The sequence below is a fragment of the Chitinophaga sp. 22308 genome (assembly GCF_052045305.1).
Classification (GTDB): Bacteria; Bacteroidota; Bacteroidia; order Chitinophagales; family Chitinophagaceae; genus Chitinophaga; species Chitinophaga varians_A.
The window spans coordinates 940,434-963,576 of the sequence record NZ_JBQEOP010000003.1; the positions used below are offsets into that span (position 1 = coordinate 940,434).

21 protein-coding genes are annotated in these 23,143 nt (G+C 49.3%); 10 read left to right on the forward strand and 11 right to left on the reverse strand.

Going from position 1 to position 23,143, the window contains the following annotated elements:
* Nucleotides 1–5 precede the first annotated feature (5 nt).
* From ACTJJS_RS15690 to ACTJJS_RS15710, 5 genes are all read left to right on the forward strand, one after another.
* A complete protein-coding gene (locus ACTJJS_RS15690; RefSeq protein ID WP_440664401.1) occupies nt 6–1,364 on the forward strand; it encodes a TolC family protein in 1,359 nt (452 codons plus the stop codon).
* A gap of 66 nt (nt 1,365–1,430) precedes the next feature.
* Complete coding sequence (locus tag ACTJJS_RS15695) at nt 1,431–2,501, forward strand: efflux RND transporter periplasmic adaptor subunit (RefSeq protein WP_168870732.1); 1,071 nt, start codon at nt 1,431–1,433, stop codon at nt 2,499–2,501.
* Between the two features lie 21 nt (nt 2,502–2,522).
* Nucleotides 2,523–5,705, forward strand: a complete 3,183-nt coding sequence (locus tag ACTJJS_RS15700) for an efflux RND transporter permease subunit (RefSeq protein WP_168870731.1) — start codon at nt 2,523–2,525, stop codon at nt 5,703–5,705.
* A 168-nt stretch (nt 5,706–5,873) separates the two neighbouring features.
* Nucleotides 5,874–6,758 carry a hypothetical protein gene (locus ACTJJS_RS15705; RefSeq protein WP_440664402.1) on the forward strand — a complete coding sequence of 295 codons (885 nt, stop codon included), beginning with the start codon at nt 5,874–5,876 and terminating at the stop codon, nt 6,756–6,758.
* A 141-nt stretch (nt 6,759–6,899) separates the two neighbouring features.
* Nucleotides 6,900–7,859, forward strand: coding sequence for a hypothetical protein (locus ACTJJS_RS15710; protein WP_440664403.1), 960 nt, complete (start codon nt 6,900–6,902; stop codon nt 7,857–7,859).
* On the opposite strand, the gene ACTJJS_RS15715 is transcribed toward ACTJJS_RS15710, so the two are convergent.
* The 7 genes from ACTJJS_RS15715 to ACTJJS_RS15745 all read right to left on the reverse strand — a co-directional run bounded on the left by ACTJJS_RS15715 (nt 7,789) and on the right by ACTJJS_RS15745 (nt 15,028).
* Complete coding sequence (locus tag ACTJJS_RS15715; protein WP_440664404.1) at nt 7,789–9,375, reverse strand: transferase; 1,587 nt, start codon at nt 9,373–9,375, stop codon at nt 7,789–7,791. The two genes, ACTJJS_RS15710 and ACTJJS_RS15715, sit on opposite strands and share 71 nt — an antisense overlap.
* Before the next feature lie 92 nt (nt 9,376–9,467).
* Entirely contained in the window at nt 9,468–10,883 is a 1,416-nt protein-coding gene (locus ACTJJS_RS15720; protein ID WP_440664405.1) for a nicotinate phosphoribosyltransferase, read from the reverse strand.
* A gap of 22 nt (nt 10,884–10,905) precedes the next feature.
* Complete coding sequence (locus ACTJJS_RS15725; RefSeq protein ID WP_343744566.1) at nt 10,906–11,811, reverse strand: NUDIX domain-containing protein; 906 nt, start codon at nt 11,809–11,811, stop codon at nt 10,906–10,908.
* 249 nt (nt 11,812–12,060) lie between these two features.
* A complete protein-coding gene (locus ACTJJS_RS15730) occupies nt 12,061–12,747 on the reverse strand; it encodes an NUDIX hydrolase (protein ID WP_188097208.1) in 687 nt (228 codons plus the stop codon).
* Between the two features lie 12 nt (nt 12,748–12,759).
* Nucleotides 12,760–13,167 (reverse strand): hypothetical protein, encoded by a 408-nt coding sequence (locus tag ACTJJS_RS15735; RefSeq protein WP_168870724.1) that lies wholly within the window; start codon nt 13,165–13,167, stop codon nt 12,760–12,762.
* An 11-nt stretch (nt 13,168–13,178) separates the two neighbouring features.
* Entirely contained in the window at nt 13,179–13,574 is a 396-nt protein-coding gene (locus tag ACTJJS_RS15740; RefSeq protein WP_169223458.1) for a nuclear transport factor 2 family protein, read from the reverse strand.
* Between the two features lie 128 nt (nt 13,575–13,702).
* A complete protein-coding gene (locus tag ACTJJS_RS15745) occupies nt 13,703–15,028 on the reverse strand; it encodes a M28 family peptidase (protein ID WP_440664407.1) in 1,326 nt (441 codons plus the stop codon).
* Nucleotides 15,029–15,227: 199 nt separating this feature from the next.
* Between ACTJJS_RS15745 and gcvT the strand changes: the two genes are divergently transcribed.
* From gcvT to ACTJJS_RS15760, 3 genes are all read left to right on the forward strand, one after another.
* On the forward strand, nt 15,228–16,316 hold the full coding sequence (gene gcvT, locus ACTJJS_RS15750; protein WP_168870721.1) for a glycine cleavage system aminomethyltransferase GcvT: 1,089 nt from the start codon (nt 15,228–15,230) through the stop codon (nt 16,314–16,316).
* A 151-nt stretch (nt 16,317–16,467) separates the two neighbouring features.
* Nucleotides 16,468–16,941 (forward strand): SRPBCC family protein, encoded by a 474-nt coding sequence (locus tag ACTJJS_RS15755; protein WP_168870720.1) that lies wholly within the window; start codon nt 16,468–16,470, stop codon nt 16,939–16,941.
* An 18-nt stretch (nt 16,942–16,959) separates the two neighbouring features.
* Entirely contained in the window at nt 16,960–17,682 is a 723-nt protein-coding gene (locus ACTJJS_RS15760; protein ID WP_440664408.1) for a 2-phosphosulfolactate phosphatase, read from the forward strand.
* Nucleotides 17,683–17,749: 67 nt separating this feature from the next.
* On the opposite strand, the gene ACTJJS_RS15765 is transcribed toward ACTJJS_RS15760, so the two are convergent.
* Entirely contained in the window at nt 17,750–18,121 is a 372-nt protein-coding gene (locus ACTJJS_RS15765; protein WP_440664409.1) for a DoxX family protein, read from the reverse strand.
* A gap of 84 nt (nt 18,122–18,205) precedes the next feature.
* Complete coding sequence (locus tag ACTJJS_RS15770) at nt 18,206–19,093, reverse strand: helix-turn-helix domain-containing protein (RefSeq protein WP_440664455.1); 888 nt, start codon at nt 19,091–19,093, stop codon at nt 18,206–18,208.
* An 85-nt stretch (nt 19,094–19,178) separates the two neighbouring features.
* Between ACTJJS_RS15770 and ACTJJS_RS15775 the strand changes: the two genes are divergently transcribed.
* Nucleotides 19,179–20,084, forward strand: a complete 906-nt coding sequence (locus tag ACTJJS_RS15775) for an MBL fold metallo-hydrolase (protein WP_440664410.1) — start codon at nt 19,179–19,181, stop codon at nt 20,082–20,084.
* Nucleotides 20,085–20,125: 41 nt separating this feature from the next.
* On the opposite strand, the gene ACTJJS_RS15780 is transcribed toward ACTJJS_RS15775, so the two are convergent.
* Together ACTJJS_RS15780 and ACTJJS_RS15785 are read right to left on the reverse strand one after the other, a co-directional pair.
* Complete coding sequence (locus ACTJJS_RS15780; RefSeq protein ID WP_440664411.1) at nt 20,126–20,599, reverse strand: hypothetical protein; 474 nt, start codon at nt 20,597–20,599, stop codon at nt 20,126–20,128.
* A 4-nt stretch (nt 20,600–20,603) separates the two neighbouring features.
* Nucleotides 20,604–21,539 carry a cytochrome P460 family protein gene (locus ACTJJS_RS15785; protein ID WP_440664412.1) on the reverse strand — a complete coding sequence of 312 codons (936 nt, stop codon included), beginning with the start codon at nt 21,537–21,539 and terminating at the stop codon, nt 20,604–20,606.
* Between the two features lie 217 nt (nt 21,540–21,756).
* Here ACTJJS_RS15785 and ACTJJS_RS15790 point away from each other — a divergent pair, with 217 nt between their 5' ends.
* Nucleotides 21,757–22,851, forward strand: coding sequence for a LytTR family transcriptional regulator DNA-binding domain-containing protein (locus tag ACTJJS_RS15790; RefSeq protein WP_440664413.1), 1,095 nt, complete (start codon nt 21,757–21,759; stop codon nt 22,849–22,851).
* Nucleotides 22,852–23,143: the final 292 nt, after the last annotated feature.

Sequence of the window (23,143 nt, forward strand, 5' to 3'; positions counted from 1 at the left end):
AACGTATGAAGCGATTAAAGTTAACGCTTATCCTCTTAATGGGGATAGGGGGATTGCATGCCTACGCTCAGGCGCCACTGACACTGCAGGAAGCGCTGAAGTTTGCACTGAATAATAACCAGCAACTCTCCAGAACAAAAATGGAAGAGGAAATGGGAAAATTCAAAACACAGGAAGTGCGAGCACAAGCCCTTCCCCAGATCACCGGTAATGCTAACTATACGGATAACCTGAAACTGCCGAAGTCACTTCTGCCTGGCACCGTTATCGGTAAGCCCGACAGCTCCCTGACCATCGCCTTCGGTACCCAGTATACCGCCGCGGTAGGTGCAGAACTGAACCAGCAGATCTTTAACCAGGCTGTATTTACCGGCCTGAAAGCTGCTAAAGCCGGGGAAGAATATTATACCCTGCAAACGCAGAAATCCACCGAAGACGTAATCTATAACGTGTCCAGCCTCTATTACCAACTGCTGGTATTACAGGAAAAAATCGTGACCGTGAACAGCAATATCGAAAAGCTGACCCAGCTGGTGAATGCTACCCAGTCACAATACGAAAACGGCCTCGCCAAAAAAATTGACCTGGACCGTATCAAGGTAAACCTGACCAACTACAAAACCCAGCTCACACAACTGCTCAACAGCGCGTCTACACAGGCCAACAACCTGAAACGGGTGATGGGCATGCCGATGCAGTCCAGCTTTACCATCCCGCGCGCTTCTCTCAAAGAGATTGAAACCAAAGCGGCCGGCGTATTGCAATACGATGATATGAACCTGGAAAACAGAACAGAATTTAAGCTCGTACAGAAACAACAGCAACTGCAGGAATTCCAGAAGAAAGCCTACCTGGCAGAGTACTACCCCTCCCTGTCACTCTTTGGCCGCTATTCTTACAATGGGATGAGCCAGCAGTTCCTGTTCTCTAAAAATGATCCTGCCAACGCTACTTTCTGGTATGGCGCCGCGGCCGTAGGCCTGTCGCTGCACATCCCCATCTTTGATGGTTTCGGCCGCCGTGCGAAAGTGAGCCAGGCAAATGTGGCCCTGCGCCAGCTGGCCAAACAGAAAGAGGAAATATCACTCAGTCTGAACACAGACTACGAAAATGCCAAACTGCAGGTCCGCACTAACTTGTCTACTATCCACACCCAGAAGGAGAACGTAGACCTGGCCAACGAAGTGTACTATTCTACCCAGAATAACTACAAACTCGGTCTCGCCAGCCTGACAGACCTGCTCAACGCAGAAACATCCCTCACGGATGCGCAAAACAGCTACAACGAAGCACTGCTTCAATATAAAATGGCAGAACTGGATATCATCAAAAGCAAAGGTGTCCTGAGAGAACTGCTCAACTAAAACTAATACAACGAATAAAACGATAGACCGCAACTGTGGCGGATATAAACACACAAATTATTGCAGATGAAAAAGTTTATTATCTGGGGCTTGGTAACAGTAGGTGCAGTGGTGCTGATCATGTGGAAGCTTAACGCCAATAAAAAAGCCAATGAAGCTAAAACAGCGTTTGTAAAAGAAAGCAATAGCGGCGATGTGCCCGTACTGATACAACGGGTATCCACCAACGATTTCTCCCAGGGTTTCCTGGCCAATGGTAACTTCGCTCCTATCCGTGAACTGTCTTACCTCGCCGAAACCTCCGGCCGTATTACACGCCTGCTGGTAGATGAAGGCAGCGTGGTAAAACAAGGCCAGGCCATCGCCTACATTGACGCTGAGATTGTAAACACAGACCTCTCTTCTGCAAAAGCCAATCTCGATCAGCTCAGGGTGGATAAAGAAAGATATGAAGCCGCTTTTAAAACCGGTGGCGTTACCCAGAAACAGGTAGATGATGTGAAACTGCAGTATGACATCGCTAAAACCAGATATGAAGCATCCAGCCGTCGTGTCAGCGATACTTACGTGAAAGCGCCTATCTCCGGTGTTATCAACAAAAAATATGTGGAACAGGGCGCCTACCTCTCCCCCGGTAATAAAATGTTTGACATTGTAGACGTGTCCAGGCTGAAACTGGCTGTAGCCGTACCAGAAGCGCAGGTAGTCACCCTGAAGAAAGGACAGAAAGTAAAAGTGACTTCCAATGTGTTTCCCGAAGCCAGCTATGAAGGCACTATCACCTTCATCGCTGCGAAAGGCGACAACTCCCTCAACTACCCGGTTGAAATGGAAGTCGGCAACGTGGCAGGCAAAGAACTGAAAGCAGGCATGTACGGTACCGCCCACTTTGAAACGCCTACTGCAGCTAAAACCATATTCATTGCCCGCACGGCCTTCATCGGTGGTGTGAACAGCAATGAGGTATATGTAATGGAAGGTAAAGTGGCTAAAAAACGCAAGGTGACAGCCGGCCAGATCATCGGCGACCAGGTGGAAATACGGGGTGGCCTCAACGAAGGCGATACCGTGATCACCAGCGGACAGATCAACCTTACAGATGGTACACCAGTAGTAGTACAGGGTGGCAATAAATAAGCGTGAACCAATTCTTGCAACATGAAGATTACTGAAGTTTCCATAAAAAGGCCCACGATCGTGGTGGTGGTGTTCACCATCCTTACGCTGCTGGGCGTCATGAGTTATAAATCGCTGAACTATGAGCTGCTGCCTAAGTTCAGCTCCCCGATCGTCACCATTGCGACGGTATACCCCGGTGCTTCGCCCAATGAGGTGGAAAGTACCATCACAAAAAAGATAGAAGACGCGATCGCTTCCATGGAAAAAATCAAGAAGATCACTTCCAAATCTTCTGAGAGCCTTTCCGTGATCACCGTAGAGCTGAACAACGATGCGAATGTGGACATCGCGCTCCAGGATGCGCAACGTAAGGTAAACGCCATCCTGGCCGACCTTCCGGGCGATGCGAAACCACCATCCCTCAATAAGTTTTCGCTTGATGACCTGCCGATCATGACGTTGTCTGCCACCGCTAAAATGGACGATAAAAAGTTCTATGACCTGGTAGACAAGAAACTGCAACCACTGTTGTCCCGCCTGCCGGGCGTGGCGCAGGTTTCGCTGATCGGTGGCCAGGAACGTGAAATACAGGTAAACGTAATCCCCGACAAACTGCAGGCTTACAATATGTCTATCCTGCAGGTACGCCAGGCGGTTACCAATGCCAACATGGACTTCCCTACCGGTAAGGTGAAAACAGCCAATGAACAGATCCTGATCCGTTTGGCTGGTAAATATAAAAACGTGGACCAGCTGCGTAACCTCGTACTGAAAACCACCGCTGAAGGCAGCCAGATCCGCCTGCAGGATGTGGCCGACGTACAGGATGCCCAAAAAGACGCAGAGCGTATCGCCCGGGTAGACGGTGTAAACGCGATTGCCCTCCAGGTACAGAAACAAACCGACGCCAACGCGGTAACGGTGAGCGAGGAGATGAAGAAGGCTATCGCACAGGTAGAGAAAGACTACGCGGCCAATGGCCTCAAGATACTGGTGGCCAACGACTCTTCCGACTTTACGCTGGAATCTGCCGACTCCGTGATACATGACCTGGTGCTGGCGGTAATCCTGGTGGCCGTGGTGATGCTGTTGTTCCTGCACAGTATTCGTAGTGCCATATTCGTTATGATCTCCATTCCGGCGTCTTTGATCGCTACGTTTATTGGCATGAAACTGATGGGCTTCTCCCTCAACCTCATGTCATTGCTGGGCCTGTCGCTGGTGGTAGGTATCCTGGTGGATGACGCCATTGTGGTGCTGGAAAATATTTACCGTCACATGGAAATGGGCAAAAACCGTGTCCGTGCAGCATTTGATGGTGTGAAAGAGATAGGTTTCACCGTTACCTCCATTACCCTGGTAATTGTGGTGGTGTTCCTGCCGATCTCCCTGACCAACGAGCTGGTATCGAAGATCCTGCGTGAGTTCTGTGTGGTGGTGATGATCTCTACCATGCTCAGCTTGTTGTCTTCCTTTATGATCGTGCCGCTGCTGTCGTCCCGTTTCGGTAAACTGGAACACATCACCGGGAAAAATATCTTCGAGAAATTCATCCTGTGGTTTGAAAAACAATTACATCGCTTTACCCTGTGGATGACCGGTATCCTCAGATGGGCGCTGGCACACAAGGCCATTACCCTGATAGCCTCCGTAGGTCTGCTGTTTGCTTCCTTTATGCTGATTGGTAAAGGATATATCGGTGGTGAGTTTATCCCGAAAGGCGACCGCGGTCAGTTCATCGTGATGCTGGAAATGCCCAAAGACGCTTCTGTACAGCAGTCTAACCAGGCTACCCGCACTGCGGAACAATATCTCAATAAAAAAGCAGAGGTGGAGAGGCTGATCACCACTGTAGGCCAGACCAGTGAAGACGGTTTTGGTACCTCCCAGTCCACCGCCTATAAATCAGAGATCACCGTGATCATGGTGCCGCTGGAAAAACGTACCGAAAGCTCTGATATCTATGCTGCCAAAGTGAAGAAAGAACTGAAAGCGCTCCTGCCTGGCGTGAAAGTGAAAACAACCGACGTAAGCATCATGGGTACGGCAGAAAGAGCGCCGGTAGAACTGGTGGTCATGGGCAGTGAAATGGACAGTGTGATGAGCTTCGCGAAAAAAGCCATGGACACGCTGAAAACCATCAGCGGTACCAGCGAGGTGAAACTGTCTGTGGAAGAAGGTAACCCGGAAATCAACGTGCAGGTGGACCGTGATAAGATGGCCGCACTGGGCCTCACCCTCGATATGGTGGGTGGTACCATGCAAACCGCTTTCAGTGGTACGGCAGATGATTCTAAAGTGAAGTTCCGCCAGGGTGATTATGAATATGATATCAACATCCGTTTCGACGATTTCAATAAAAAGAACCTCCAGGACGTGGCCAACATCCAGGTAGTGAACGATAAAGGCCAGCTGATCAAGTTGTCGCAGTTTGCTACCGTGACAGAAGGCTCCGGCCCCAGCCACCTGGAAAGAAGGGATAAAAACACTTCCGTGTCTGTACAGTCACAGGTAATGGGACGCCCCTCCGGTACTGTAACACAGGAATTTGCCGCCAAACTGGCGAAAATGGAAAAACCGACCGGCATCAACTTCGTGTTTGGTGGCGATGCGGAAAACCAGGGCGACTCCTTCGGCACATTGGGCGCAGCTTTGCTGATCTCCATTGTGATGGTGTACCTGATCATGGTGGCGCTGTATGACAACTACATCTACCCGTTTGTGGTACTGTTCTCCATACCGCTGGCGATCATCGGCGCCTTGCTGGCACTGGCGCTGACCAACAATACGCTCAACATCTTTACCATCCTTGGTATGATCATGTTGATTGGTCTGGTGGCGAAGAATGCGATCATCCTGGTGGACTTTACCAACCAGATGAAGGAGCAGGGCCAAAGTACGTTTGACGCGCTGATACACGCCAACAACGCACGTTTGAGACCTATCCTGATGACCACCATCGCGATGGTGATCGGTATGTTGCCGATTGCGTTGGCTACCGGTGGCGTGGCTTCTACCAAAAATGGCCTGGCGTGGGTTATTATTGGTGGCCTCATCAGCTCCATGTTCCTCACCCTGATCGTAGTGCCGGTGGTATACATGGTGGTAGATAAGGTGATGGCCAGATTCGGCATAGGCAAACTGTCTACCAAACGTTATATCAGACAACGGATGGTGGCTTCCTACGAGGAAGTGCCGTTAAGCGAAATTCACAATAACTAATTGAAGATATGTTACTAACAGTGTAACAGTTGTAGGTTTAGGTAATGGCCGGAGTATTCATACTCCGGCCTTCTTTTTTCCTGTACTTTGATATTCATAAGTAATGCTTTGTTGTGCACAACTTCTGTCGCGGTACAGGCGTTTATTTTTGTAGCCTAAACTATTCGTATGAAAATAATGACTCCCCTTTTACTGGCTGGTATGTTAGCTTCCACCACCATTCACGCACAGCAGACCATTACCGGCCTGGCCACGCCGGAAAGCGCGGTGGCCTGGAAAGACGGTTATTTTGTGTCGCAGATCGGCCCCAGGCCGGACGCCTTCGTTAAAGACGGCGACGGCAGCATTGCCTGGGTGAAAGCCGGAAAAGTACAGTCTGCCCGCTATTTCAACGATACCCTGAATGCTCCCAAGGGCCTGGAAATAATTGGTCATACCCTGTATGTGACCGATATGGACCATCTCAAAGGGTATGATATCGACAGCCGGAAAAAAGTTTTTGATCTCATTCCGGAAGGTAAAAACCGGCAGCTCAATGACCTTACCGTGGTGCATGACAGCCTGCTGGTAGTCAGCGATTGTGTTACGGGCGATATTCTGCTGGTGAATCCCCGTACGGCAGATGTGAAGCTGCTGGGCAATATTGTGGTTGCCAACGGCGTCACCTATGATGAAGCGGCTGATCAGCTGTATGTATGTTCCATGGGGCCGGAAATGAACGGGACCGGGCAGCTGTTTCACCGGAGCGTGGATAGGGCCGATGATGTTTTTCAGCCGGTAAAGAACTCCCCTGTCGGTTTGTTTGACGGGATTGTTCAGCTGGATGCCACCCACCTGCTGTTGTCTGACTGGATTACAGTAAAAGGACCCAAGGAAGGTCTGCTGCACGTATACGACCTGAAAGCAGGAACGTCTAAAAGCATGAAGGTCATCCATTCCCCTGCAGATATTGCATTGGACAAACGGCACCAGGCGTTGCTGATACCGGTAATGCTGGACGGAAAGATGGAGGTGTGGCCGCTAAAAAAGCTGCCCTTCCTTTCTCACCAGTAACAACATATGGGAAACCGGTCTCCGGTTTCCCTGTTTCGTTTAGGCGGAACAGTTGGGGTCAGATGCCCCAACAGTCATCGTGGTTGGGTACAATTGACAGCGCAGGACTGGTGTTTATTTTTGAAAGATAAACCTATACGCATGAAAAGATCTATCCTTCTGTTACTGGCTGGCATACTGGCAACCACTGTTTCCCTTGCGCAAGTCACCGGCCGCCGGACTGTTAAGGGCCTGCTATCTCCCGAAAGTGTGGTTGCCTGGAAAAACGGCTATTTTGTGTCACAGATGGGCTATGCACCGGACCCTGCTGCAAAAGACGGGAATGGCGCCATCGCTTTTGTCAAAGGGCGTAAGATAAAGTACCCCCGTTATTTCAACGATACCTTACATGCGCCCAAAGGCCTCACTATTATTGGTCAAACGCTGTATGTGACAGACATCGATCATCTCAAAGGATATGATATCAGGAGCCGTAAAAAAGTGTTTGATCTTAACCTGGAAGACAGAGCGGGTATGCTGAATGACATTACCACCGCGAATGACAGCCTGCTGGTCATGACCGATTCATTTAAGGGAGATGTGTGGCTGGTGAACCCTCATACCGTAACCATGAAACGACTGGGAAACATCCCTGCTGTCAACGGAGTGCTATATAACCCACAGACCGACGAATTGTACGTGTGTTCCATGGGCCCTGACATGAATGGAAAAGGGCTGCTCTGGCACAGAAAGCTGAATGTTAACGGAGATGTATTTGAACCGGTAATGGATTCCCCCACCGGTTTGTTGGACGGGATCGTTCAGTTGGACAGCAATCATCTGGGCTTGTCAGACTGGGCAGCGGAGGTCAAGCTAAAGCAAGGACCAAAGTATGGCACGCTGCATGTCTATACCCTGAGCACAGGAACTGATTTTCCTATTTTGATAAGACACTCCCCCGCTGATATTGCGTTGGACAGATGGCATCAGCTGCTGATACCGGTTATGCTCGACAACACCCTCGAGATATGGTCCCCCGAAGCAACGGAATCTACTTACGTGCCAGTAATAACAGGTGGGAAGCCGGGAATGGCATCGGTTCCGGCTGACCGCTCTCATTAAGACGGAACAGCTGCGTTTTACCTTCCAGCCTGTTCTGCACGATCCATTCGTTGCGGTAGGTGTGCGAAAGGTTGTCCAGTCGCAGGCCTGCGTCTTCCAGTGCTTGTTTCCAGTCGTTGTAATTCCAGAAGCAGAAGGTTTCGTGCATTTCGCTGAGCCAGTTGTCGTGATAATCTTTTTTGAAAAGGAATTCGCAGGCGTCCTGCATCGACAGTTTGCAGTAGGTGATGCCGTCTATGGTCACCCATTCGTGTGGGAGGTGGTAGCCTTCCTCATGGCGGAAGTCCTGCGCAAAGCGATGGAACAATGCTTTGGTGGACAGCTGCCCGAGCCACGCGGCCAATGACTGCGTGGTGGGGTTTTCAGGCATGGGCAGATCGTTGGCGCCGTCTGTTTCATTGAGCCACAGCAGTACGGTCTCTGTCCTGTTCTCCGGCCCTACCACGTCGCGGTTGATCCATACGCCGCCGGGCACCAGTTCCTGATAACGGTTTTGGATAAACGCTAACAGGTCTTTTCTGCTGCCGTAGGATTCTATTTCATGTGTTAAGGAAGAGGTGTGGACGGTGTTCATGCTACCTGGTTCAAACACGAGGCTGGTCACCGCATTTTTTTGTGCAAAAAATACGGAAGGGTTGGCGAATTCGCCGTTGTGCTTGCGTTGCAGGCAGATATCATAGAGATGCCGCGACACTTCGATGCCGTAGAAATCACATTCATGCAGGCGGTCGTCTTCGCAGGCTATTTTAATCCAGGAGCCTGCAGCGCAGCCGATATCGCCGATATTGCCGGGTTGTATGTAAGGGGCGGTTTCGCGGTATTTGAGTGCTGCGATATCGTCCATCTGTTTTACGTACACGTTGTAGTCACGGGTGGCGGTAAGATCGCCATCGGCCCCTATGATAGGGTCTTTCAGGATTTGCTGTACTTTCTCTCCCACACCATACAATGACCAGATTTTAAAGGCCGCAGGATGTACCTGTTCGAGAACGGTGGGATTCTTGCGCCAGTCGCCGGTTTGCGCGATGAGGTTGACGAGGTCCCATGGCATGGGCTGTGTGAACCGGCTGGTGGCAGGGTCCCACTCGGCCGTAAGGATACGGAACCTTTGTTTCATGTACATCTCACGAACGCTGGTGGAACAGATGACCACCGTATTTTGCGGCGTAAGGTTATGTGCGCCCTCGCTGGAGTGCCGGATGGTTTTGATCGTATATTCCGCAAAGTCGTGGATCACGCCCACATCGTCGATGCCGTACACATAGGCCGGCACATCGAGGGAGTTGGAGAACTCCTGTATCACCATGGCGCGCAGGTAGAATGGTACCGGGTTGCGTTTGGTGCCGAGGTGGTTGGCGGAAGTGACGGCGAAGATGAGCCCTTCCACGGGAGATGCGGCCAACGGTTGTCCATATACGTCTTTTTCGCCTTCCAGGCTGCATTTGATCAGGCGGTTCAGGTATTTGAACTGAAAATCGGTCAACAGGTGGTGGCGTCCGGGAATAAGTAAGTACATACGGTGAAGTTAATGGATTTCCGGAAAAAGCCCGGGGACTGAGTCCCGGGCTGTGGAATGGGGTAACCTTACTGGAGGAAATATGAATGATGTTACAAAGCGGCTGCCTGGCGGACGGCATCGAAAGACCATGCTTTGGTGACTTCGCCGTTTTCGAAAACGGTTTCGAGGAGGTCGTCCAGCTGAGGAGCTTCATCGAGGCCGATGGTTTTGAAGGCGCCGTTTTCTTTTACCAGTTTCAGTTTGCCGGCTTTGGATTTCTTGAAGGAGGTTTGTAACTGGCCGTTGGCGTCCATTTCCACCGGCATTTTCTGTACGTTGATGCCTTTACCGTTTACTTCTGCATAGGCGCATTTCAGGGCAAACTCCTGTGTGTCGCGGTTAACGCGCTGGAGCAGTGCGCCACCCATGCCGAGCACCAGGTTTTCGGCGCTGATGCCTGCCTTTTTCAATGCTTCGAAGATACCGGGGATAGAAGAGTAGCTGATGCCGTCGCCCTGGATCACGCGTACCTGTGGTGGTAATACCTTGTATCCTTTTTCATTGACGGTGAAGCCGAATTTATTCATGAGGATATCGAACACCCGCAACAGGGTTTGTATCGGATCGCCGCTGTCGGGACGGATAACGAGGGTACCCTGACGGCTCAGGATTTGTTCTTTCAGTTCGGTGCCCCAGTATTCTTCGCAGGCACGGAAGATATTGTAGGAGTCAGACACACAGGCGATGGTGCCGGTAGGGAATGTGTTGAGTACATGTTTGAAGATTTCCAGCTCTCCGGGTTCTCCCAGCATGGTAACAATGGAGTGTTCCGTAGCAGGGATAGACAGGCCGGGGGCGGCAGGTGCGTCGTAGTAACGTTTCGCGAAGATAGAGCCTGCGATGGTATCGCTGCCGGAGAAGCTTACCAGGTGGGCGCTGCCACCGATGCCTGCACTTTCCACAGAGCTGGCGCCCCGGAAGCCGAAGTCGTTCAGGACAAAGTCGATACCTCCGAAAGCTGCCGTGCTGGCGGTATCATCATAATAACGTTTAACGACTTTTTTGATTTCCCTGGAAAGGGACGCCACCGTGCAGGGGTACCAAACCTGCATCAGCAGGGTTTCGAGGAAGTTGGTGAGCCAGTAGCATTCCGGATCGGTGTTTTCGATGGTCATGAGCACATTTCGTACAGGCACCACTGTTCCTTCCGGTACTGCTTTGATGCGGACAGGCAGTTTGCCGCCGTGTCTATCAATAATATATTCAAAGCGGCTGCGGTCAAACACATCGTTACGGCCAAATACTTCTTTCAGGGTTACTTCGGCTTCGTCCAGCTTTTCTTTGGTGAAGACGGCGCCCTGGAGGTATTCCTTCAGGAAATATTGTAAACCGTAGAATACTGTTTCATCGAATTTGCCACCGCGGCTTTCGAGGTAAGAGTAGATATGTTGTGTTCCGGGGATGTATAATTTATGGTGGGAATATTTGTAAGCATCGGCCAGGAGGATGAGATTTTCCTTTGTCATAGTAGTAAGTTTTTGCGTCTTCTTATTTAGCGTATTTATCAGCCAGTCGTTGAAATAAGGGAAGGTGTGTGTCGGCGAGTTCCTGTTTTTGGATCAGTTCAGGTATATCCGTTACCGTTATCCACTTTACATCTGCCAGATCGTCGCCTGCTGCGGGCTCGCCATAAAGCAGATCTGTGGCGAACAGGGTGGTGATGATTTTATTTGTTTCGGAGCGGTAGCGCCAGTCATCTATTTTCACGGATGCCACATATTCCATGGCGCTGGTCTCGATGCTGCCGCATTCTTCCCGGAGCTCCCTTGCAGCAGCTGTTTCAAAGCTTTCATCTGTAGGGTCAGAGAATCCGCCGGGCAGGCGCCAGGTGCTTTCGTTGGGCTTGCGGCCTACAAGCAGCTGTTGTTTATTGTTTTTGAAGAGGGCGATATCTACAGTGGCATATACTGAAGGGAACAGGTTATAGGTGTTGTAGATGATGCCGGCACGGAATTCTTCGGTGTCAAACACTTTGTCGGACAAGGCTTCCCGCATGGCGGTAGCGTTGTAGTCTTTCACCGGTGGCAATGCCTCTGTGGGATAGCGGCCGGAATAGGTGCCCATAAAGCTGTCGCGGCTGCCGTAGAGCACAAAGGTCTCGTGCGGGAAGTTGTTGTGCAGCAGTTCATCCAGTTTTTTGGACCATACGGCATCATATTTCTGATCGCTCAGGGGGAGAATAATGATTTCGGGAAACTGTTGTTTGATCATGCGCTCGCGGGTGTAGTAGTCGAGCGGGTTTTTCCGGCTGCCTTTTACCGGGCTTACGCCAAGAATGATCAGTACACGGTTGTGTTTCATTTTCACCTGCCGGATCAGTTCGAGGTGTCCTTCATGAAGGGAAGGCGTTTGAAACCGGGCTATAATAACTCCTGTGGGCTTTGTTGTTTGCATATCCGAGCTATTTTGTGTATTTGTTACACAAATGTATAAAGGGAATTGATATCGGCAAAATATTTTTTGTAAAAAATACACAAAATATTTTAATCGATTGGCTTACAATTACTTATGTTGATAATTATTTTTGCTCTCCTCTTGTTAGAGATATTCTTTACTTATAAGATGTGCGACTGGCTGTTTAATACAGCGGACAACGACAACGACAGGCTCCCCGAAATCAAAAAGCCGACAATCAAAAAATCCCTAAATCTCGAAGGCCATTCCTTCTTTTTTCAGCTTGAAATACTGTTCTTCATTGAAGCTGAAAAGTTTGGCCGGGCGTCCCTGTGATACCTGCTTTTGTTTTTCGTTGTGAGCGATCAGGATACCGAGATGATTTATTTTTTTCTGGAAGTTCCGGCGGTCGATGGGCCGGTCCAGCAGTGTTTCGTATAGTTTTTCCAGGTCGGCGATCGGGAATTTCTTGTCCAGCAGTTCAAAGCCGATAGGTTCGTAGCGGATTTTATTACGGAGTCTTTGTACGGCCACGTCTATAATAGTGGCGTGGTCGAAGGCCAGTGACGGCAGGTCCTTGATATTGAACCAGGAGGCATCTTCAGCGTCGGAGCTGGCCGCCAGTTTGAAATTGGTGGGATTTACCAGGCCGAAGTAGGCAACAGACACCACTCTCCCTCTGGGATCGCGGCCCGGCAGGCCGAAGGTGTACAGTTGCTCGAGGTAGTTGATATTAACGCCGGCTTCTGTCAGCAGTTCGCGGGTGACGGCCGTTTCCAGGGATTCATCGTCCAGCACGAAGCCGCCGGGCAACGCCCAGCTGTGCAGATAAGGGTCTATGGTGCGTTTGATCAACAGCACAACGATGCCTTCCCTGGGGATATATCCAAATACGACCGCGTCTACGGTTAACCTGATGTTCTGTTTTACTGGCAAACTGCTAACGGATTATTTTGCTTTAATATAGTTTTCAACCTGGGCGGTGCCCTTATGTAAATTTACGAATAACGGGTTTTTCACCGGATCAAATACAATGATGGTGTTCATGGACCATACATCCTGTGGCGCCGGCATTTCGATCATTACCTCGAGACCGTTGGCCCGGTGGAACAGCAGGCTGTCTTTACCTGCGATATGTGGCTTAAAGCCCTGTTGATCGAGGTAGTCTGTGATTTCCTTCCGTAACCGCAGCGCGGAATCCATTTCCGGGGTGGATGCTGGTTTGAATTCCCGGTACACATAGCTTTTTTCGGTAATCACGTCGTACGCGTCTTTGTTTACCTGAGAATCATTACGGGTAGGGTTACACGCAAAGAGCAGGCTGGCGGCGGTCAGGATGGATAATAATATTTTCATGATATCTGGCTTTAATGTTCGTAGCAACCGTAATTACGCTGCCGGTATATTTTTCCTTCGCGGAATTCGATGACAGTGCAGATGAATGCTTTCATCACCTGTCCCCTTCTGTATTTGCCGGCATCTACGCCTATTTCTCCGGTCCATGTGGCTTCCACCACCAGGGTATTGCCATGCTGAACGGCTTTCAGCACGCTGTAATGCTGGGATTTCAGGATCAGTTTATTGGTGGCCATACTGTCCAGCATCAATTCAAAATTTCTTTGTTTGACTTCGGCTGACAGCAGGTTTGGATATTCTGTCTGAATAACGCCCGGATGAAAAATATCGGCAAACTCGGCCGGATCTGCTGAAAATTTTTCAAGCAGCTGGAAATACCGGTATACGAGGGCCAGTTTTTCGTCCATTAACAGGGATGCGTTGAATTAATAACAAATAAAGCAGGACGTATGTACGCAATGCAATCCGCGAATTTATAAAATTCGTGTCAATGTAATTCATTCCTGCTCACGGAAAACGCGGGGAACGGCGGGATTTATTTTTTGGCGGTACCGGTGTTGAACGCCAGTTTTTCCATATTGTCTGTTTTTCCGATGATATCATACACCAGTTTGATCACGGTGAGGGCGCCGTCATAGTTGATTTTGTCCGGGTTGTCGTCTGTTTCCGGAACATCTTTATGGGCGTGGGTGTAGAAGTACAATACCGGAATATTTTTTTTATAGAACGACACATGGTCAGAGGTGCCGGTGCCGGACGAGTCGTAAACCACCCGGGTGTCCTTGGCGGCCACGCTGCCAATGATGGCGGGCCATCCTGCCGAAGAGTGGATGCCTCCGATTTGCACGCCTCTGGAAGCGTCGAGGTCGCCAATGATGTCCATATTGATCATATAGTTCACTGACTGGAGGTCGATGCCTTCGCTGTGGGACGTGAACCAGGACGAGCCGGCGAGTCCTTCTTCCTTACCGGAGAAGGCGATGATCAGGAAGTTGTGGTTTTTGATCCGGGCGGACTTCAGCATGCGGGCCAGTTCCAGCAGGGCGGCGGTGCCGCTGGCGTTGTCATCGGCGCCGTGATAGATGTTGTTATTGGCGTCTTTGCCGAGATGGTCGTAATGTGCCCCGATGATCACGGTTTTAGCGGCTTTGTTATCGATATAGCCGATCACATTGGTGCCAGTCACTTTCACTTTTTTGAAAGCGATTTTCATATCTATCTGAAAAGCGTTGGCGTCATCGTTGCCCAGTATTTTGCTGATATCGCTGCTCACCCACACCGCGGGGATGCCGGCGGCGGCCATGGGTTGTTTGTGCCAACCGTTTACCTCTGCCGGCGTTTCTTTGCCATTGTAGAAGATAACCGCCGTGGCGCCGGATTTGGCAGCGATCTGTGTTTGTTGCAGGTATTGTTCCAGTTTGCTTTTATGCGGATCGGCTTCTATTTCTGTGACGTTGATCAGCCAGATATTGTCTGGTTCGTTCACCGCGGGCAGCACTTCGCCTTTGGCGCCTTTAGCAGCGCTGAAAGGCAGGGCGATAAATTGTTTGCCGGATACCAGTTTATCATGATTGAGGCTCAGGGTGCAGTTGTCCGGCTCCCGGCCTTCGCGGATAGTGAAGGTTTGCAGGAAACCGTTGTCCCCTCTGGGGCTGACGCCTATTTGTTCGAGTTGGGAGGAAAGATAGGCAGCGGCCAGTTGCTCGCCGGGAGCGCCTGTCCGGCGGCCTTCCAGCTTGTCGCTGCAGAGATAAGTGACATGCGTTTGCAGATTGGACAGGGTTTTTCGGTCATTTTTTTTCTGTGCATCTACGAACAAGGTAGTACATACCAGTGGTAACAGCCAGGTTATCTTTTTCACGCAATCTTTTTTTGGGTTGCTGCAAAATTACGGAATTACCCCCTGCCAAAAGCGCAATGGGGGCAGTTCTTTTTTAAGCTCCTGTTGCATTTCAAGTATGTTTAATATGATGCTTGGTCTGAAAACAGTCATTCGCCGGGAGTGGTTTATCTTTCATAAAAGGCAAATCCCTATTTTTGCCCCGTTTTAAAAACAAAGTATGAAAAACACACCTTTTACACAGAAGCACATTGCATTGGGCGCCAAGATGGCTCCTTTTGCGGGTTACAACATGCCAATCTCCTATACGGGTATCAATGATGAGCACCAGGCGGTACGTACAAATGCCGGTGTGTTTGATGTGAGCCATATGGGTGAGTTTATTTTGAAAGGTGAACATGCGCTGGACCTGATTCAACGTGTTACTACCAACGACGCCTCCAAACTGACCGCCGGCAAAGCCCAGTACAGCTCCCTGCCTAACAACGAAGGCGGCCTGGTAGACGACCTGCTGGTATATTGCATTGAAGAAAACAACGTGTATATGCTGGTAGTAAATGCCAGCAATATCGAAAAAGACTGGAACTGGATCAGCCAGTTTAATACCAAAGGGGTGGAAATGCACGATATTTCCGATAAAACCTGCCTGCTGGCCATACAGGGCCCTAACGCCACCAGCATCCTACAGCCTCTGACAGACGTAGACATCGTCAACCTGAAATATTACACTTTCGCCAAAGGCGTTTTTGCCGGCGTTCCCAACGTGGTGATCAGCGCTACCGGCTACACCGGCGCAGGCGGCATCGAAATTTATTTTGAAGACAAAGACGGCGCTGCAGAGAAAATCTGGGACGCTATCTTCGCTGCCGGCGGTCCTAAAGGCCTGAAACCTATCGGCCTGGGCGCCCGCGACACCCTCCGCCTGGAAATGGGCTTCTGCCTGTACGGTAACGATATCGACGACCGTACTTCCCCGATGGAAGCCGGCCTGGGATGGATCACCAAATTCACCAAAGATTTCCCTTCCCGCGCTATCTTCGAAAAACAGAAGGCAGAAGGCGTTTCCCGGAAACTGGTAGGCTTTGAAATGATCGACAAAGGCATTGCCCGTCATGACTATGAAATCAAAGACGCAGCCGGTAATGTGATTGGCCGTGTAACCTCCGGTACACAGTCGCCTTCCCTGGGCAAGGCCATTGGCCTGGGTTATGTGAATACAACCAATGCAGCACTGGATTCAGAGATATTTATCGCCGTAAGGGACAAAGCCCTGAAAGCAAAAGTGGTGAAAGTGCCTTTCCTTGGCTAGGAATAGCGGGTGAAAGTTCTTAATTTCGGCACGCAAAGAATTTAAGAGAGCAAAGGGGCAAAAGGGATGAAACCTGTTCTTCGCTCCTTTGCTCTCTTAATTTGGTCCTTTGCACCTTTGCCAGAGAAATTATTTATTTATTGCCATATCTATGCCTATCATTCATTTAACTACCGTTATCCATGCACCACTAGAGCGGGTGTATGACCTTAGCCGGAGTATTACCCTGCATAAACGCAGTATGTCACACATGCAGGAAGAGGCCGTCAAAGGCCGGACCAATGGATTGATCCGGTTGAACGAAACTGTCACCTGGCGCGCCAAACATATCGGCAAAATGCGGGAACTGACCACCAAAATCACTGCCATGAAGGAAGGAGAACATTTTACCGATGAAATGACAGAAGGTGATTTTACCCACATGAAGCATGAGCACCATTTTAAGGAAATCGGTAACGGCACCGTAATGATTGATATCATGGAATTTGGCACTCCTTACGGCTGGTTCGGGCGGATGTTTGAAAAATTCTACCTTCAAAAATATATGACCCGCCTGCTGAAACTAAGGAATGATGTTATTAAGGACTATGCAGAGAGCGAAAAGTGGAGAGTAGTCCTTGATTAAATGCCTAAAAGCAATTGAATGACAACAACCAACAAACCCAGCCTGGAAGTATGTTTATCTCCGGCCTTATTACATCTGTATGATGTGAAAAACAGCATCGTGGTCATCATCGATGTGCTGCGTGCCACCTCTACCATCTGCACTGCCCTTTATAACGGCGCAGCGAGAGTAATACCGGTAGCTACTGTGGAGGAATGCGTGAACATCGGCCGCGCTATCGACGGCATCACCGCCGGAGAGCGCGACGGCAAAGTAGCGGAAGGGCTTGTGCATGGCAACTCCCCTTTTGAATACCCCCGGGAATTCATCGAAAACAAAACACTGGTGCTGACCACCACCAACGGAACGAAACTGCTGCATATGGCCAAGGATGCCATCCAGATCGTTACCGGCTCGTTTCCCAATATCAGCGCCGTATGTGATTACCTGGTGTCACAGGGACAAAACGTAGTCCTGGGCTGCGCTGCCTGGAAAGACCGCGTGAATATGGAAGACACGCTCTTTGCCGGCGCCGTGGTAAGCCGCATCCGTGAACATTTTGATGTGAACTGTGATTCTGCCACTGCCGCTGAAACCCTGTACAATACTACGAAAGGAGACATCTATACTTATATGGAACAGGCTTCCCACTACAAACGCCTGGCGAAATACGGACTGGAAAAAGATATCACCTACTGCCTCACACCTGACGGCGCTAATGTGCTGCCGATATTCAGGAATGGAGAACTCGTACCATTTTGATATTTGTTCATTTGGTTATTTGCTTATTGAAGTCTGCCTCTAATAAACAAATAACCAAATGAATAGATTAAATGTTTTTTCCCCCTATAATACAGGCTGCAAATACAATCATCATCGACAGCGGAAAGGCCGTGTCGGAGAAAGGCGCGCCGGAGCTGATTTTAAACAGGGTAGCTATCACCATGGTGAACAAAAGTGCCACCGCCGCCGGCCGGATAAAGAACCCGGTGATCAGCGCAATACCGCCAGCCACTTCCGCCAGCATCGCCATAAAACCCCAGAAGACCGGCCATTGACTGATACCAACCATTTTCAGTGTTCCTCCCAGAAACGCCCACATAGCAGGGCCTCCCATGATTTTCTGAATACCAAAAACGAGGAATAATACGCCGATACCTATACGTAATACGAGAAATGCGCTTTGTTTGTTGTCTTTCATGTCTGTGTGTTTTAAAATGAAGACACAAAACTAGCGCGCATCCACAGGGATGTCCATGGATAAAATAGTGTTTGGCTTGCACATTTATGCCGGTTGGGATGTTTCCCTGAACTGCTGCGGCGACTGGCCGGTGTTCTTTTTGAAAAAGCGCGTAAAATAAGCAGGATCATCAAATCCAAGTTGGTAGCCGACTTCTTTAACAGTCAGCTCATTCAGGAACAACAACCGTTTTGCTTCCAGGAGGATACGCTCTTTAATGAAAGCGCCGGCCGTTTTACCGGTCAGCTTTTGTGTGAGCGCATTCAGCTGCCGTGGGCTTACATGCAGCTGAGAGGCATAGTCCTGTACTTCGTGGAGCTCCCGGAAATGCCGGTGCAGCAGCTGTTTGAACTGTAGCAGCTGCGTCTGCGGCTGGCCGGGCAACAGGTGCGGCTCTGACAATTGCCGTCTGCGGATACGCATGATTTCCATCAGCAGTACACGGATATACGAAAAGAGAATAGGTGTGGTGTCTTCGTTTGTATGTTCATACTCATCGCGTGCAATGCCCATCAACTTCTCCAGCCGCGCGAGATCTGACGGCTCCAGCGGTATGACCGGATAAGCCTGCATATTATCAAACAGGAAATGCCCCAACAGCTGACTGTCGGGATCGTTGCCGCTGCTGAAGAAAGAGGGATCAAACTTCAAAGAATAGCCGGTGGTGGCCTCTCTGTCTAACTGATGCACCTGTTCCGGCGACAACAGGAATACCACCGCCCCATCAAAAGGGTACGTATTGAAATCAATAGCGTGAATGCCTTTGCTGTTATGCAACAGCAGGACCTCGTAGTAGGTATGCCGGTGAGGGTACTGGCGCGGCATGATTTTGCCGGTATCGTCAAAAGCAGCGATCAGTACATGTTTGACAGGTACAGAAACCGTCGTGGTCACGCCATCATTGATCCGGTGTTGGGGAATAGCAGGTCGCATGTTCAAATGTACAAGTATTTGTCGAGTATGTCCCTTGAAGACGGTGTGGCAGCGGGCTACTTTTGTTTTTCAAAACAACGATATCATGGCACAAGACAAATCAAGACGGGAGTGGCTTAAACAAAGCGGACTGGCAGTGGCAGGATTCCCGCTTTTATCGAAAATGCCCTACCTTTCTGAGGACAAACCGAAAAATATGAAACATTATATCTGTGTGACCTGTGGCGTGCAGTACGATGCCACGACTGATGCGCCCACACACTGCCCGATTTGCGAAGACGAACGCCAGTACGTGAATCCGGCCGGACAAAGCTGGACCACCTTTGACCAGTTACAGAAGAGACATAAAAATATCATAGAGCTGATAGCGCCCGGGCTGTATGCCATCTATACCACGCCTGATTTTGGCATAGGGCAGCGGGCCCACCTGCTGGTGACGCCCAACGGCAATATCCTGTGGGACTGTGTGGCTCACCTTGACGCCTCTACGATAGATATCATACAGCGGTTGGGTGGTATACGTGCGATTGCTATTTCGCACCCGCATTATTTTTCCACTATCGTGGAATGGAGCCATGCTTTCGGCCAGGTGCCCGTATATGTGCACAACCTGGATGCTTCCTGGCTGGGACGGCATGACGAGGTGATCAAACTGTGGGACGGCCAGACGCTGGACCTGTGGGACGGTATGAAGCTGATACTGTGTGGTGGTCATTTCCCCGGAGCGAACGTGTTGTATAGTCCGGCTGGCAAGGGAATGCTGCTGGTAGGTGATGTAATCCAGGTATCTACTGACAGGAAGACCATGTCGTTTATGTATAGTTATCCTAATAATATTCCGTTGTCTGCTGCGGAGGTAAAAGTGATTGACGATGCGGTGGCGCTGTACGCATATGATGCCATGTACGGCGCATTTGGCAAGTATGTGCTTACCGGTGCAAAAGAGGCCATGGATTTTTCCGTGAAGCGGTATATCCGGCATATTGGCTGACGCCGGATGAACGCAGCCGGGCAGGCCGGACAGCTGCGCGGTTATGGACTTACGGCTATTTTCTGACCGAGGATAAATGTTGTTCTTTCCGCTTCGTCCGTGCTGCGCTCCACTTTCCGGGGAACCTTGCCCTGGAAGCATGTATAACGGGTTTCATTTGTTGAAATGATCTCCACACGTTCTGTTTTCTGGATCGTCTGAGGGATATTGGCGCCAAACCATTGCCGGTCTGGCTGCTGTTTCCAGGTAACTTCGTATAGTACAGCCCCTGCGGGATAATGACCGTCTGTGTTCATGGCCGCATAAGCATATGCTGAAGCATTGCCATACAGCACGGTCGTTATGCTGTCTTTGGGATAGATGGCACTGGTAATGGCATAGAGCATAAACGGGTTTTCAGGCAGATCTCCCAGCTGCGTAAGGGACGCTTCCCTGTTTAATGCCGGTTTGTTTTCGGAGCGGAAACGGCAACCGGCTATCGATATAAGAACAAGTATATAAATAACGTATTTCATTTGATCAGTTTTTAAAAGTAAAAGGAGTAGTAAATACATAGTCGTTGTCCTTTCTTGGACTATGACATGAGACACATTCCGTTGTAAACACCGCTTTTTCACCATAGGGCTTCAGGCTGGCCCCCCGCCACCTGGCCCATCCCCAACCGGCTGTGGATGCATATTTCTGAGCATCTTTAATCATAAATTCAACCTGTACAAAATCTCCTGCCGTGACACTACCGTCTGCATTGGTTTGTTGCTTCCAGGCTGCTTTGGCAAAGATGCTTCCGTTCGGCCATGGATTTGTTTTACATTCCCGGATTGCTTTAACCGCGACTTCATTCCCATAAATAATCCGCATGGTTCCATTATCGAACCGGTCTGTTATGCTTATTACTTTCCAGTTACGGTAATCAGGCAGATATTCGATGCCATTGGGCGCAGGCCGGACAGGCAATCGGGAGGTGGCATCCTGGCTGCCGGCAGAACCGGTGAGTTGCGGACGCGCTTTATTGGTTGCTGGCCTGGGTAATGTTCTGGCAATCAAAAAATTCTTTAATACCTGAATATCCCCGCCAGAGATTTTTTTGGTTGGATGTACCGTTGTATAGGACGGCAAGGGCATTTCATTTTCCAGGATTTTGTTCAGAGAATAAAATAATATTCCGCTCTGTGCTGCAGGAGCCAGTGAATCCCACTTCGAAAAATCCAATGCTTTGCGGCCTTTTTGTATATGGTCATATACCAGGAGGTTGGCCGGTGACAGCTTGTCATACCATTGCAGCGTTGTTTGAGACGAATGGCAATCGAAACAGGAATTGCGGATAATAGCATTTACTTCTTCCGGTATCCCGGAGAGGTTAGGAGCCGGTACGGATGCCGGTTTGTCCGGACCAAAAAACTGTAATACAAGGAAGCCTGTTCCTAACAGGGCTATCGTCAGACGTATTTTTTTCATCGGTTTTTGAATTTCATCGGTTGGGACAAAATTATTGATATACAAAAGGTTAGGACATATAATGGATGCTGAGAGGGATAAAATGGAGGCTGAAAAGGAATATATGTCTGCGAGAGGGAGTGCATTCCGTTGAAGGTGACTGTTGTGTCTGGAAAGGACTGCCGAATTTTTCAGATCGACCTCAAAAGGGGCTACATTAGCAGCGAATAATCAAACAATGAAAAAGACCCGACTTTATCTGCTGACGTTTGCGGCGCTTGTTTTTGTGGCCATATTGGCAGGCTGGGGAGCACTTTATTATTACTATACAGAAGCCCGTGGAGCTTTATTTGAGCAGAAAATGGAATCGGGGCAAAGGGAAATCCGTGAACTAGGCACTTTGCTGGAGCAACAACTTCTGGCTGGTATATCGCCGGATGTGGTCATTGAAAACCTGCAAAAAAGCATCGTCAATACGGACGTTCAAAGCGAGTTTGTGTGCATGTACAACAAGGAGGGAATAGAACTTTGTCATCCCGATCCCTCATTAGTGGGGAAAAAAATCGTGGAAGGAAATTCCAGGCTTTCGGGATTCGGTAATTCAAAGGCTTTTAGTGATATACTTAAAAGCGGTAAGCTGATCTCGGGCATCAGGACTTTTCCGGCGAGTGCCAACCGCAGTTCGGAAATTGTAAGCGTGCATCCTGTAAACGGCACCGACTGGATGCTGGCCAGTCACGCCAATATAAAGGTTTTAAGAGCGCAACTGGACCATTTGTACCAGAAGTTTTTAGCAGGGAGTTTTTTGTTGATACTCCTTATTGCCGCTGGTTGTTTCGGACTGATGAGGGCCATATACCGGCGATATGAACAGCAGGTGGACCAGACCATTGCCGGATTAAATGAGGAGATCAATGGTCTGAGTATGCTTAATCGTCAGCTGGAAACAAGGCAACAAAATGTTATTGCAGACAGCAAACCAGGGGAAGAAGGCCCCAGGAAGCGGCTGGTCACCTATGAAAAAGATGAGATCATCACTGTGGACGTGCAGGATATCGTGTATATATGTCTCACAGACAATGTCATTTCCGCTGTCACTTTTCAAAATAAGGTGTTCGTATTAAACAGCAGTCTGGATGATTTGATGGGGCAGCTTGACAATGAAATATTTTACAGGGCCAACCGGCAGTATATCGTTAACATTAATGGTATTGAAAACATTTGGATATACGGCCGTAACCAGTTGAGGATATCAACCAGTCCTTCCTCTGCTGATCCTATCATCATCAGTAAACATAAGGTGCCGGAGTTCAAGAAGTGGTTGGACCGCTAACAACTTTTACCGGATTATTCGCGTTAACGGGGCCTGCATTTAAGAGAAATGGCTATTTTTATTTATATGATTATAATAGATTGAAAAACAATGGTAAAATAATATCACCCAAAATGCATTATAATAATTAAATATAAAAATATTTTTATATCAAATAAGGTGCCCTTCCCGGGCGGATCGCAGCGAAGTTGCCACCACCAAGAGATTGCTGTTTTACGAGCATTTTGCCCGCTGTTTATTAAAGATTTCTGCTTACTTTTGTGGATTGCCTTTTTATCAGCGGTTAAAGATT